This is a genomic window from Flavobacterium sp. (genome assembly GCF_965284515.1).
Classification (GTDB): domain Bacteria; phylum Bacteroidota; class Bacteroidia; order Flavobacteriales; family Flavobacteriaceae; genus Flavobacterium.
In genome coordinates this window covers 1801141-1815346 of record NZ_OZ260089.1, presented here as the reverse complement: position 1 = coordinate 1815346, position 14206 = coordinate 1801141, and the positions used below count along the sequence as shown (strand labels likewise).

The window sequence follows — 14206 nt, the reverse complement described above, 5'->3', positions numbered from 1 at the left end:
ATGGATACTAAAATAAATTCGAATAAAGAGTTAAATATTTGGGAAGCATTAATTCCTGTTTTTGCATTAATAATTATGTTAGGTTATAATGTATATATCTTTGGTGATAGCGCATTAGGAGGAAGTAACCAATTTATATTATTATTAGGTGCTGCTGTAGCTGCAATAGTTGGTTTTTTCAATAAGGTTTCATTCCAAAAAATGATGGATGAAGTGGCAGAAAACGTAAGGTCTACAAATGGAGCGATCTTAATTCTATTAATGGTTGGAGCACTTGCAGGAACATGGTTAGTAAGTGGAATTATTCCATCAATGATTTATTATGGATTACAAATTTTAAGTCCTGCTATCTTTTTACCTGCTACTTTAATCATTTGTGCTGTAATTTCAATTGCAACTGGAAGTTCATGGACTACATCTGCAACTGTTGGTATCGCTTTAATAGGAATTGGCGGAGCATTAGGATTCCCTGTTGGAATGGTTGCTGGAGCAGTAATTTCTGGAGCTTATTTTGGAGATAAACTTTCTCCAATGTCAGACACAACAAATTTAGCTCCTGCAATGGCCGGAACGGATTTGTTTACACACATAAAATACATGTCATTAACAACAACTCCAACTTTTGTAATCTCACTAATACTATTTGTAATTCTAGGTCTTAATGTTGAAATTACTGGAATTGCTGACTCTTCTGTCTTATTAGCAGATATTGAAAAAACTTTTAACATTACGCCTTGGTTATTTTTAGTTCCAATAACTGTAATTGGATTAATTATTAAAAAAACAGAACCATTAATAGCTTTATTAATAGGTACACTTTTAGCTGCTGTCTTTGCCATCATTTTTCAGCCTGAAATTGTTTTAATGCTTTCTGGAGGAAAGTCTTTAAACTTCGCAAATGCATATAAAGGTGTTTTAAATGCTATAACTACAAAATCAGTAATTCCAACTGACAACAAAACACTTGCTGACTTATTTACTTCTGGAGGAATGGAAAAAATGTTAGGAACGATTTGGTTAATTATCTGTGCAATGGTTTTTGGTGGAATTATGGATGCTATTGGTGCATTATCAAGAATAAGTCAAGCACTATTAAGCTTAGCAAAATCAACATTTGGCTTATTTGCGGCAACAGTCGGAAGTTGTATGGCTTTAAACATAACAGCTTCTGATCAATATTTAGCAATTGTTGTTCCAGGTAAAATGTTTGCTAAAGCATATAAAGATAAAGGCCTAGCTCCAGAAAATTTAAGTAGAACTCTTGAAGATTCAGGAACAGTTACTTCAGTGTTAATTCCTTGGAATACATGTGGAGCATATCAATCAGGAACGTTAGGAGTAGATACTTTTGACTATCTTCCTTATGCCTTCTTTAACTTACTTAGTCCAGTGATGACATTGATTTTTGCTGCTTTTAATATTAAAATAAAACAATTGGTTTCAGATATAAAAGCATAGGTTTTAATAAGTAAAATCTATTTATAAATAAGAATTAACCATGAGCTTCAAGAGTTTCATGGTTTTTTTTATGTAAATTTATAAAATGAATAATCTATAAATCAACTACATACAAACAATACAAAAAAGTAAAAATCATGGAACATTCAAACAACCTTGGAAAATGTCCTTTTCACCAAAAAGAAGATAACACTAAACCACCAACAACTAATAAGGAATGGTGGCCAGAGTCTTTAAATCTAGATATTTTACATCAACATGATTCAAAAACAAATCCTTTAGGAGAAAACTTTAATTATGCTGAAGAATTTAAAAAGTTGAATTTAGAAGCGATTAAAACCGATTTAAAAAATTTAATGACAGACAGTCAAGAATGGTGGCCAGCTGACTGGGGGCATTATGGAGGATTAATGATCCGTTTAGCTTGGCATGCAGCTGGAACATATAGAGTATCAGATGGACGTGGTGGAAGTAATACTGGAAACCAAAGATTTGCACCCTTAAATAGCTGGCCTGATAACGGAAACTTAGATAAAGGTAGAAGATTACTTTGGCCAATTAAAAAAAAATATGGAAACAAAATATCTTGGGCCGATTTGATGATTTTAGCTGGAAATATGGCGTATGAATCAATGGGATTCAAAACTTTTGGTTTTGCCGGAGGAAGAGAAGATATCTGGCATCCAGAAAAAGATATTTTTTGGGGAGCTGAGAAAGAATGGCTAGATGAAACAAAAAACAGGTATAACAATGTTGAAAACAGAGAGTCATTGGACAATCCATTAGCCGCTGTTCAAATGGGTTTAATCTATGTAAATCCTGAAGGAGTTGACGGCAAACCAGACCCTTTAAAGACTGCTATAGATGTAAGAACTACTTTTAAACGTATGGCAATGAATGATGAAGAGACTGTAGCTTTAACAGCTGGAGGTCATACAGTAGGGAAAGCACATGGTAATGGAGATGCTTCAAAATTAGGAAGAGAACCTGAAGCTGGTGAAATTGAAGATCAAGGCTTTGGTTGGAAGAACCCCACTAGATCAGGTGTTGGAAAAGATGCTGTTACAAGTGGTTTAGAAGGTGCTTGGACAACTAATCCAATCCAATGGGATCAAGGTTATTTTCATCTTCTAATGAAATATGATTGGGAATTAAAGAAAAGTCCTGCTGGGGCTTGGCAATGGGAGCCTATAAATATTGAAGAAAAAGATAAACCAATAGATGCATTTGACCCATCTAAAAAAAATAATCCAATCATGACTGATGCTGATATGGCAATGAAAATGGATCCAATTTATAGAAAAATTTCAGAAAAATTCCACAAAGACCCTGCGTATTTTGAGGATGTTTTTGCAAGAGCATGGTTTAAATTAACACATAGAGATTTAGGTCCTAAAAATCGTTATTTAGGTGTTGATGCTCCAAAAGAAGATTTAATTTGGCAAGATCCTATTCCTACTGTTAATTATACATTGTCAGAGTCTGAAATTGAAGATTTAAAATCAAAAATATTAAACAGTAGCCTAACAAGTACTGAATTAATAAGTACAGCCTGGGATAGTGCTAGAACTTTTAGAGGTTCCGATTTTAGAGGTGGGGCAAATGGCGCAAGGATTAGATTAGCTCCACAGAAAGAATGGATAGGTAATGAACCTGAGAGACTCAAAAAAGTTCTAAATAAACTTACTGAAATTCAAGCTGATTTAGATAAAAAAGTAAGTATTGCCGATTTAATAGTACTTGGAGGAACAGCAGCTGTTGAAAAAGCTGCTCATAATGCTGGTATAAATATAAAAGTTCCATTCCATGCTGGACGTGGTGATGCAATTCAAGAAATGACTGATATTGAATCATTCTCTGATTTAGAACCTACAAATGATGCTTTTAGAAACTTCATGAAAAAAGAATATGCTGTAAAACCAGAAGAATTAATGCTTGATAAAGCACAACTTTTAGGGTTAACAGCTCCCGAAATGACAGTTTTGTTAGGAGGAATGAGAGTTTTAGGAACAAATTATGGTAAAACAAAGCATGGTGTTTTTACCAATAGCATTGGAAACCTTACAAATGATTTTTTTGTAAATCTGACTGATATGAATAATAGTTGGGAACCAATAGGACAAAACTTATACAATATAAGGGACAGAAAAACAGGTGTTATAAAATGGACTGCAACTCGCGTTGATTTAGTTTTTGGTTCAAATTCTATTTTAAGAGCTTATGCTGAATTATATGCACAAGATGATTCTAAAGAGAAATTTGTTACAGATTTTGTTAAAGCATGGGTTAAAGTTATGAATGCTGATAGATATGATTTAAATTAAATAAAATCTTTTTTATTATTAAAAACGCCCCATCTATGGGGCGTTTTTAATATCATAAATTTTGCATAGATAAAAACTATTGTTGTATGATTAAATATGATTAATATCATTTCTGAATTATCTTATTAAACGTATTTTTGCAGTGTTAAAAAAAATTAAATAATTTAAATTAAATACTATGGCATTAGTAGGAAAACAATTTCCAAACATTACGGTTGACGCAATTTCTGAAATGGGCGATAACCTAAGAATCAACGTTTTAGAAGAAGCTGTAAACAATAAGAAAAAAGTTATATTATTTTGGTATCCTAAAGATTTTACTTTTGTGTGTCCAACAGAATTGCATGCTTTTCAAGCTGCATTAGGAGAATTTGAAAAAAGAAATACTATGGTAATTGGTGCTTCTTGTGACACAAATGAAGTTCACTTTGCCTGGTTAAATACAGCAAAAGACAATGGTGGAATTGAAGGGGTTACTTACCCTTTATTGGCAGATACAACTCGCAACTTATCTTCTACTCTAGGGATATTAGACATCGAAGCAGGAGAATATAATGAAGATACAGATACAGTTCTATTAGAGGGATCTAATGTTACTTTTAGAGCTACTTACTTAATTGACGAAACAGGTAAAATTTTCCACGAAAGTGTTAATGACATGCCATTAGGTAGAAACGTTAACGAGTATTTAAGATTAATCGATGCTTATACACACGTTCAAACTAAAGGAGAAGTTTGTCCAGCAAACTGGGAAGAAGGAAAAGAGGCAATGAGCGCTGATAGATTAAGTACTGCTGCGTATTTAGCTTCAAATTAATAAATTATAATTAATACTATCAATAGCAATGTTATAATATTTGACATTGCTATTGGTTTTTAAATTTAAAACTATGTTTACAGAAATAGCTCAAGATAACTTAGCAGATATTATTGCTCAAAATGAAAAAGTAGTAGTTCAATTTTCAGCTACTTGGTGTGGAAATTGCAGAATAATGAAACCAAAATTTAAAAAATTAGCATCTGAAAATGAATCAATTCCATTTTTAATAGTTGATGCTGAAAAATTTCCAGAATCAAGAAAATTAGCTACAGTTGATAATTTGCCAACATTTGCAACATTTAAAAATGGAGTATTAGTTAATCAGACTCAAACAAATAAAGTTGAAGTCTTAACGGAACTAGTAAATGAAGTAATCTAAAATGAATTAAGGTTTAAAAGGTTAGGGATTTAATAAGACTATAACTTAAAAAAACATCTTTTAACCTTATAAACTTACAAATTTATACACACACATGAAAATACCAGTAATTAAACAACTTACTCAGTTTATAGAAGATAATGATCAAGATTATTTAATTGAAACAATTGAAGTTTTAGAAAATTTAACTGAAATTTCTTCTTTGAAAGACGAAGAACTAGATGTAATTGGTGAACTTATTTCAAATATGTATGGCGCACTTGAAGTGCATAAAATGATAAAAGAAGGTACAGATAAAAAGACTGCATTAAATGATTTTATGAAAAGAGTACTTGGATCTATTGATAAATAGAAAAATACTATGTAAGCATAATAAGTTTTTTAAATATTTAAAAAATTAACAAATTATTTATATATTGCGTAGCAAATACAAATAATTTATATATGAAAAAAACTACTTATTATGTAATTCTATTTCTTTTTTCATTTTCAATAATTAATGCCCAAGAAGAACAGTTTAAACCAAGAAACCCTGAATTTGAGTTTTTTGATTATTCAAATGATACTATAGTTGTTCCTTTAAAAACTCCATTTGTTAATAACGATGGAAGAGTTACAACAAGTAAACTTCCCTATCCTATAATCTTTATTCATGGATTAAATTCAAGTTCAGAAACTTGGAATACTTCTACTAACTATTTTGATTCGCAATATGGATTAACATTTGGAGGTAGATTTGATTTTTGTCTTAGTTCAGACGGTAATCATAGTTTAGCAAATACAAACTTCTTTCCAACATCTGGTGCTGATATAGCAGCATTCGAAACAACCACTATTCAAAATGGAGATTATTACTATGTAAATTTTGATGTAAACATCAATGGATCAATTGGAACATCAGTTTACAGTAATCAATCAGCAGTAACCAAACAAGGAGTTGCAGTAAGAAAAGCTGTTGAAAGAGTTTTAGCTTTAACAGGTAAAGACAAAGTTATTCTTGTAGGACACAGTATGGGAGGTTTAGCTTCAAGAGAATACATTCAAAACTCATACAATTGGCAACCTGACGGTCAACACCATGTGGCAAAATTTTTAACTCTTGGAACTCCTCATGGAGGAAGTAATGCTAGTGACATTGGATTAGGGTGGATTATTGGTATGGAAACACGCTCTGAAGCTTTAAGAGATTTAAAAATAACATATTATTATAGTGGAGAGCCTAGTAGGTATCTTTTTGGAGGAATTGAAGTTAACAATTCTAGTAATATGAACGAGCATTTATTTGGTTCAGATTATTGGAATATTGATGTGAATTGCAATGGCTCAATTGGTAATACTATTGTTGGAATAAACCAAAAACCAATAGATAACTTAATAGACTTTTCAAGTGTTATAGGAAGAATTAACGGTTCATCTTCAGATGGAGTTGTAACTGAAGCTGCAGCAAAAATGGATAATTATTTTACAGGTACAGGTTTAACTTACCCAATAAAATATTTCTATTACACTTCAATTGGAGTTGAAAATCACACTGCACTTCCTAGTCAATATTATTATGTAATGCAAGGATTAGACGAACCTAATGTAAAAGAATTAGCTTACAGCATTTCAACAAATACTGACTATAGAGGTTTTACAACTGTACAAGCTAGCGGAACAATTGATGATGATTTTTATAAGTTTACAATAGCTGACAACATGAATGCTGCAGTCTCTATTAGTAGCATTGTTACCAGCTCAATGAATGCGACAATTTTAAATAGTTCTGGAGCTCCTATAGGTGCGTCTCAAAACAATACAGGCTCTACGTTAAATTTAACAAGAGTACTTACTCCTGGTGATTATTTTTTAAAAATTTCTAGTACTTCACCATCAAATACTAATTATCAAACTCCTTATGTTTTTAATATAACAACGAGTTTAGGAACAAATGATAATGACTTAAAATCAATTAGTTACTACCCTAATCCTGTAAAAAACATCTTAACAATTGAAAATTACAACTATACAAAAGCAAGTATTTATTCAGTTTTAGGACAATTATTAGACGTAAAGTTAAATGAAAACAATTCAGATATATCTCAGATTAATATGTCAAATTACGCTAATGGAATGTATATTTTAGTTTTAGAAAATGAAACTGGTGCAAATACAATTAAAGTAATAAAAGAGTAATTATTTACTAAATATGAAATAAAAGAGGCTCTTTTAAAAGAGCCTCTTTTATTTATAAAACTTTTTCTTCAACCAAAAAGCTACATTTACTAGTATAATCAAAGCAGGAACTTCTACCAACGGTCCAACAACCCCAGCAAAAGCTTGCCCACTATTGATTCCGAAAACGCCAATAGAAACAGCAATAGCCAACTCGAAATTATTTCCAGAAGCTGTAAAGGATAAAGCTACAGCATCACGATAATTTGCTCCAATATTTTTAGCAACAAAAAACATGAAGAAAAACATAATCAAAAAGAAAATGACTAATGGAATAGCAATTCTAACCACATCCATTGGTAACTCAACAATCAGTTCTCCTTTCAAACTAAACATGATGACAATAGTAAAAAGTAAAGCAATCAACGTAATTGGTGAAACAAACGGAATAAATTTTTGGTGAAAGAATTTATCACCTAAATATTTTTTAATTATAAATCGACTTATAACAGCCAATCCAAATGGAATTCCTAAATAAATCCCAACTGTTTTTGCAATTTCTGCTACTGTAATATCTAATTCTAAACCTTTAATTCCGAATAAAGGCAACATTACTTCCAAATAGAAATACGCATACAAACTAAAAAAGAAAACTTGCAACAAACTATTTATTCCTATTAAACCCGCGGTTAATTCGCGGTTTCCTTCGGCAAGTTCATTCCAAACGATTACCATAGCAATACAAGGCGCAATTCCGATGATAATTAATCCCATCATGTATTCTGGATAATCTTTTAAAAAGAATGTAGCTAATAAGAACATCAAAAATGGCCCGACAATCCAAGTGATGAAAAACGAAGCTGATAATAACTTTGGTTTTTCAAACATTAATGGAACTTTTGAAAAATCAATTTTTGTTAAAGGTGGATACATCATTAAAATTAATCCAATTGCTAAAGGAATATTTGTTGTTCCAGAAGAAAAGGAGTTAATAAAATCTGCCGAATTCGGAATTAAATATCCAATTCCAACACCAAGTAACATCGCTAAAAAAATCCAAAGCGTTAAATATTTGTCTAAAAATCCTAATCTTTTTTTCATTCCACTATTTTTTTATCTTTGAAAACACATAATTCATTTCAGCTGCAATTTCTAAACTTCTTTCAGTGTATTTTTCATTCATTAAATCGGTTCCATCAAATACTTTTGGGTCTTCATAGGTTATAGGAATTCTCTTTTCAGCACCAGCAATAAATGGACAACCACCATCTGCTTGTGAACAAGTCATAATTGCAGCAAATTTTGATTCTGGATTAAATGCATCATCATACTTTTTTGAAAAACAAATGATAGGATGAGCGTTTTCGTTATATTTTACAGCATAAACTGGGTTTTCTGTCTCGTTCAATTTTTGAATTTGAAAACCTTGATTACTTAATGTTTCTGACACTTTTGGAAACATAGCAGTTGTTTCAGTTCCACCAGAATAACAAAAAACATTATCAATTGCATAATAAAAAGCCATTACTTGTGCCCAAATTTGAGTCAAATGACTTCTACGTGAATTATGTGTGCAAATGAAATTTAATTGAACAGAAGCGTTCTCATTTGCTTTTTCCACTATATAATCAACTAATGGCTGTAAAACTTCCTTTCTTTCTTCAGAAATAGAAATTTTATCAATCTTTTTTAAGGTTTCTTGTAATTCAACAAACATTATTACTTCTTTTTAAAGTGACTAAAAATAAAATTTTGAATTGTATCAAATGGTGTTTCATGATCTTCCGTAAAACAATTTTCCATTTCAAACTCCTCTTCAAATAACTCCAGCATTTTTTCAACCGAATATTGAGTGATTTCTAAACCACTACATTTTAAAGGTCCATCTGTTGAAAATGTTCCTAATATAAAATTACCATTTGCATTTAATGCATTTGAAACAATTGATTTATAGCTCAAAATATCATTTTCATTTGTTAAAAAATGGAATGATGCTCTATCGTGCCAAACATCAAATTTTTCAACCGAATTAAAATCTAAAACATCTGAAACTATAAAAGTTACTTTATCTGCTTTAGCTCCTAACCTCTTCTTACTTCTTTCAATTGCACTTTCTGAAATATCTAATAAATACAAATTGGTATATCCTAATTCTATTAAACTATCTATCAAGTAACTATCGCCACCACCAATGTCAATAATTCTAGCATCTTTAGGCAATTTACAAGCCTGAATTAATTGTATTGAAGTTTCTGGTTTTGTTTGATACCAACTCACCTTGTTTTCTGCTTTTGTAGTAAAGACTTTTTCCCAGTGTTCTTTTTTTATATTTTCCATATTAACAACATCCTGAATTAGGATTACATGAAGTTTCTTTTTGTTTCCACTCACCTATTTTTACTTTTGGCTTTTCTGTAGGAATTCCACATTTATCTTTTGCCAAACAATCTGTTAATTTTGAAATTAATAAAAAATTTGTTCCATCAAAATCTAAATCAAATTTACCAATGGTATCTTTCATTTGGTATTCAACCTCAATTTCTACATCTGGAATTTGAAGCTTCTCTTCAGACAATTCAATTATATGAAATAATTTTTCTGGATGAAGCCTGTGATCATAATCATTTGCCTCCCATAATTGAAAATTAACAACTTCTTCATTTCTAACCGTTCCACCACAATCGATGAAGTTTTTAGTAATCTTACCAACTTCGGTAACATGAAAATGATTTGGAACTAAAGTTCCGTCTGGCAAATGAAAAGCAATAGTTTCTAGCTTTTGTAGAGCTTTTTTTATTTCTGATAGTTTCATTTTTTTAGTAATTAGTGATTAGTAAAAAGTAATTAGCAGCATTTATTTCTTAATTGATTTGAAATTTCATTAAAGTACATTTCAAACATAGAAATGGTTTCAGGATTTAAGCAATAACAAATGGCAGTTCCTTCAATAGTACCTTTTATAATGTTTGCGTTTTTTAATTCTTTTAAATGTTGGGAAATCGTAGGTTGAGCCAATGGCAATTCATTAACAATATCACCACAAATACAAGAATTCACTTTTAAAAGATATTGAATTATAGCAATACGCGCAGGATGAGACAATGCTTTAAAAACATTTGCTATAGTATTTTGCTCTTCTGTAAAGAAATCTGATTTTGAAGCTCCCATAGTTAAATTATTATATTGTAATATTACGATATGTAAATATAATTACAAAATTTTACGAATAAAAAAAGTCCTGATTTTCATCAGGACTTTTAAATATTAAATTTGCACTTCGACTACGCTCAGTGTGACTGGTGATTATTTTTCACCTTTTTCCATTTTTGCTTTTAATTCAGCTAAAGCATCGATATCTCCTAAAGTAGATTTCTCTGAATTATTATTAGATGAAGATGATTCAACTGCAGCTTTTACATGCTTTTCTTCTTCTTCACGGAAGATAGCAGTATGAGAAGCTACAACTCTTTTGAATTCTTTATTGAACTCAATAACTTTAAAGTCAGCAGATTCGCCTTTTTTCAATTTCTTACCATCTTCTTTTTCTAAGTGACGAGTAGGAATGAAAGCAACGATATCTTCTCCAAATTCAACTGTAGCACCTTTGTCTACAATTTCAGAGATTTCTCCGTTGTGGATTGTACCTTCTGCAAATGCATCTTCATACTTATCCCATGGATTAGCAGTAGTTTGTTTGTGACCTAAAGATAATTTACGTCCTTCAACATCTAATTCTAATACCACAACATCCATTTTGTCTCCAACGTTTACAAATTCAGATGGGTGCTTGATTTTCTTAGTCCAAGATAAATCAGAAATATAAACTAATCCGTCAATTCCTTCTTCTAATTCAACAAATACACCAAAGTTAGTAAAGTTTCTTACAATACCATTATGGTTAGAACCAACTGGGTACTTAGCTGTAATATCAGTCCAAGGATCTTGAGTTAATTGTTTGATACCTAATGACATTTTACGGTCATCTCTATCTAAAGTTAAAACAACTGCTTCAACCTCATCTCCAATTTTCATAAAATCTTGAGCTGAACGTAAATGAGTAGACCATGACATTTCAGAAACGTGAATTAAACCTTCAACACCTTCCGCAACTTCGATAAACGCACCATAATCAGCTAAAACAACTACTTTACCTTTTACTTTATCACCAATAGCTAAATTAGCATCTAAAGCATCCCAAGGATGAGCATTTAATTGTTTTAAACCTAATTGAATTCTTGTTTTCTCATCATCGAAATCAAGGATTACAACATTTAATTTTTGATCTAATTCAAGAACTTCACTTGGGTGATTGATTCTTGACCAAGATAAGTCTGTAATATGGATCAATCCATCTACACCACCTAAGTCAATAAATACACCGTAAGAAGTAATGTTTTTAACAACACCTTCTAATACTTGTCCTTTTTCTAATTGACCAATGATTTCTTTTTTCTGGATTTCAATATCCGCTTCAATAAGCGCTTTATGAGAAACTACTACGTTTTTGAATTCGTGGTTGATTTTCACAACTTTAAATTCCATAGTTTTGTTTACATATTGATCGTAATCTCTAATTGGTTTAACATCAATTTGAGAACCTGGTAAGAAAGCTTCAATACCAAATACATCAACGATCATTCCACCTTTAGTTCTACATTTAACGAAACCGTTAACGATTTCTCCTGTATCATGAGCAGCAATAACTCTATCCCAAGCCTTAATAGTTCTCGCTTTTCTGTGAGATAATACCAATTGACCTGTTTTGTCTTCACGTACATCGATAAGTACTTCTACTTTATCACCAACTTTTAAGTTTGGGTTGTAACGGAATTCATTTAAAGAAATTACACCTTCAGATTTAGCGTTGATATCAACGATAGCATCTCTATCTGTGATTCTCACTACTACACCTTCTACTACTTCTTCATCACTTGTAGAGATAAAAGTTTTAGTAACTAAATCTTCAAATTCTTGTAAGTTTTTTTCATCTACTACATCAATACCTTCTTGGTAATTGTGCCAGTTAAAATTTGCTAAAAACTCTTGTTGTTCGTTATTAATTTCAGACATGCTGATAAAAAATTTGTATTCTGTGTTATTCAATGGGTTTTGAACAGTTTTGACAACAACAGAAGTGTTAAATTATATAGTTTATACCTTATTGGAAACCCAATACCGCCAAAAGGTGCGCAAAGGTAATACTATATTTTTGATTTACAAAAACTTAGATAACTAAAAAACGAATAATATTTTAAGAGAATTAAATGGAGTTTAATTTCTCAGTAACCATAATCATGACTAAATTAAATTGCTCTTCTTTAGACATAGATGAATTATCAATTTCTACAGCATCATTAGCTTTAACTAAGGGTGAATCATCTCTATGTGTATCAATATAATCTCTTTCTTGAACATTTTGCAAAACCTCATCAAAAGTAACCATTTGACCTTTTTCAATCAATTCATCAAAACGACGTTGCGCTCTAGTTTCCGCTGAAGCAGTCATAAATAACTTAAGTTCGGCATCTGGAAAAACAACTGTACCGATATCTCTTCCGTCCATGACTACAGCTTTATTATTACCCATTTGCTGTTGCTGTTTAACAAGCATTGTTCTAACTTCTGAAATTTCAGCAATTTTACTCACACATCTTGAAACTTCAATTGTACGAATTTCATTTTCAATATTTACATTATTTAAATACATTTCAGCAAAACCTAATTGTTCACTGAAACGAAATTCTAAATTTATTCCTTGAAGATTTTCTATTATAGCTGAAGTATTTAAATTATATTCAGAAACCCATCCGCTTTTCATTGCAAAATAGGTTACCGCTCTATACATAGCGCCTGTATCAACATACGCATAACCAAGCTGATTTGCTAATTGTTTAGCCAAAGTACTTTTTCCTGTTGACGAAAACCCGTCTATTGCAATAGTAATTTTTTTCAATTTTAATCTAGATTAATCATTATACCAAATAAACTTGTGTTAGCGGCAACTGTATATTTTGAATACGAATAATCAATTCGTATTTTATTAAAACGTAATCCAAAACCAGCTGAAATTCCGGAAAAATTTCTTTGGTCTACTATTCTTAGTTCTTCACCTCTTCTAAAATTATACCCAAGACGAATATTAAACCCTTTTTCTGGAAAAAGTTCGGCACCTAAAATCACATGTCGTAATGCATTATTAAAAAAAGAAACTTTTTCTTCAGTGGTTTCACCATCTAAAGTAGACTCTCCTCTGTTTGGATTTGAGAACGCAATATTCCATTGTTGAAGATTCTCTAATGTTAAATGCCAACGTATGGGCACATTTTCCATTAATTGAGAAACACCCGCATCAACAGATAAAGGTAATTTTTCATTAGTATCGGCATAAGGTTTAATTTGAAAACCTAAATTTCTTACTGTTAATCCGTAATTGATGTCGTTTTTATAATCAATATACAAAAAACCCAAATCAACAGCGGCTCCCCATGAATTATAAGTGTCTAAAGTAGACGAAATCAACTTAACGTTTGTTCCAATAAATAAATCTGTCCAAGGAACATTATATGCATACCCTAAAGAAAGTGCTGCTTCACTACCCGTAAAATCGGAAGTTAGATTGCCTAATTCATCTCTTCCTTCAAAAGTACCATAATTTATATAACTAACCCCAGCATGAAAGGTTTGAAGATGTCTATCCCAAGTATATGCATATGCAGCTGTTCCGTATGAAACTTCTCCATAATAGTTGCTGTAATTAACAGCTAATCGTTTATGCATTTTTTCATTAATTGTAGCAGGATTATAAAATACTTGATTTACATCATAGTCTACAACTGTAACTGTTTTTCCACCTAATGCTGCTTGCCTTGGAGATTGAACTAAATTTAAAAACTGATATACATATTTACCGCCAATTTGCCCCATAATAGTGGAAGAAAAAAGGAATAAAGTAAAAACAATCAATTTTTTGTACATTTAATCTAAATCTAATAGCTATAACGCTTTTGCGAAGATAAAATTATAAAGCAATATATAAAAAACAAATTCCAACTAAATCAATTAGTTGGAATT

At 31.1% G+C, this 14206-nt stretch carries 14 protein-coding genes; 6 read left to right on the top strand and 8 right to left on the bottom strand.

What is annotated here, in order from left to right; translation table 11 throughout:
- The 6 genes from nhaC (at position 1) to ACQ65T_RS08335 (ending at position 7156) form a co-directional block, all read left to right on the top strand.
- The gene (gene nhaC / locus ACQ65T_RS08360; RefSeq protein ID WP_430400626.1) at positions 1 to 1458 is read left to right on the top strand and encodes a Na+/H+ antiporter NhaC; all 1458 of its coding nucleotides are present in this window, start codon (positions 1 to 3) and stop codon (positions 1456 to 1458) included.
- Positions 1459 to 1595: 137 nt separating this feature from the next.
- Positions 1596 to 3782, top strand: coding sequence for a catalase/peroxidase HPI (katG, locus tag ACQ65T_RS08355; RefSeq protein WP_430400625.1), 2187 nt, complete (start codon positions 1596 to 1598; stop codon positions 3780 to 3782).
- Between the two features lie 178 nt (positions 3783 to 3960).
- Positions 3961 to 4599, top strand: coding sequence for a peroxiredoxin (locus ACQ65T_RS08350; RefSeq protein WP_430400624.1), 639 nt, complete (start codon positions 3961 to 3963; stop codon positions 4597 to 4599).
- Between the two features lie 73 nt (positions 4600 to 4672).
- A complete protein-coding gene (locus ACQ65T_RS08345; RefSeq protein ID WP_430400623.1) occupies positions 4673 to 4981 on the top strand; it encodes a thioredoxin family protein in 309 nt (102 codons plus the stop codon).
- A gap of 94 nt (positions 4982 to 5075) precedes the next feature.
- Positions 5076 to 5333 carry a DUF6952 family protein gene (locus ACQ65T_RS08340; RefSeq protein WP_430400622.1) on the top strand — a complete coding sequence of 86 codons (258 nt, stop codon included), beginning with the start codon at positions 5076 to 5078 and terminating at the stop codon, positions 5331 to 5333.
- A gap of 92 nt (positions 5334 to 5425) precedes the next feature.
- Complete coding sequence (locus ACQ65T_RS08335; protein WP_430400621.1) at positions 5426 to 7156, top strand: alpha/beta fold hydrolase; 1731 nt, start codon at positions 5426 to 5428, stop codon at positions 7154 to 7156.
- Positions 7157 to 7204: 48 nt separating this feature from the next.
- Here ACQ65T_RS08335 and arsB read toward each other — a convergent pair whose 3' ends face one another.
- From arsB to porQ, 8 genes are all read right to left on the bottom strand, one after another.
- Entirely contained in the window at positions 7205 to 8236 is a 1032-nt protein-coding gene (gene arsB / locus ACQ65T_RS08330; protein WP_430400620.1) for an ACR3 family arsenite efflux transporter, read from the bottom strand.
- Between the two features lie 4 nt (positions 8237 to 8240).
- On the bottom strand, positions 8241 to 8852 hold the full coding sequence (locus tag ACQ65T_RS08325) for a low molecular weight phosphatase family protein (protein WP_430400619.1): 612 nt from the start codon (positions 8850 to 8852) through the stop codon (positions 8241 to 8243).
- 2 nt (positions 8853 to 8854) lie between these two features.
- Entirely contained in the window at positions 8855 to 9472 is a 618-nt protein-coding gene (locus tag ACQ65T_RS08320; RefSeq protein WP_430400618.1) for a class I SAM-dependent methyltransferase, read from the bottom strand.
- Between the two features lies 1 nt (position 9473).
- Positions 9474 to 9947: a DUF6428 family protein gene (locus ACQ65T_RS08315; protein ID WP_430400617.1), complete on the bottom strand. Its 474-nt coding sequence runs from the start codon at positions 9945 to 9947 to the stop codon at positions 9474 to 9476.
- Positions 9948 to 9979: 32 nt separating this feature from the next.
- Entirely contained in the window at positions 9980 to 10303 is a 324-nt protein-coding gene (locus ACQ65T_RS08310) for an ArsR/SmtB family transcription factor (RefSeq protein WP_430400616.1), read from the bottom strand.
- A gap of 135 nt (positions 10304 to 10438) precedes the next feature.
- Positions 10439 to 12205: a 30S ribosomal protein S1 gene (rpsA, locus tag ACQ65T_RS08305; protein ID WP_430400615.1), complete on the bottom strand. Its 1767-nt coding sequence runs from the start codon at positions 12203 to 12205 to the stop codon at positions 10439 to 10441.
- A 190-nt stretch (positions 12206 to 12395) separates the two neighbouring features.
- Positions 12396 to 13088, bottom strand: coding sequence for a (d)CMP kinase (gene cmk / locus ACQ65T_RS08300; protein WP_430400614.1), 693 nt, complete (start codon positions 13086 to 13088; stop codon positions 12396 to 12398).
- A gap of 2 nt (positions 13089 to 13090) precedes the next feature.
- Positions 13091 to 14110: a type IX secretion system protein PorQ gene (gene porQ, locus ACQ65T_RS08295; protein ID WP_430400613.1), complete on the bottom strand. Its 1020-nt coding sequence runs from the start codon at positions 14108 to 14110 to the stop codon at positions 13091 to 13093.
- Positions 14111 to 14206: the final 96 nt, after the last annotated feature.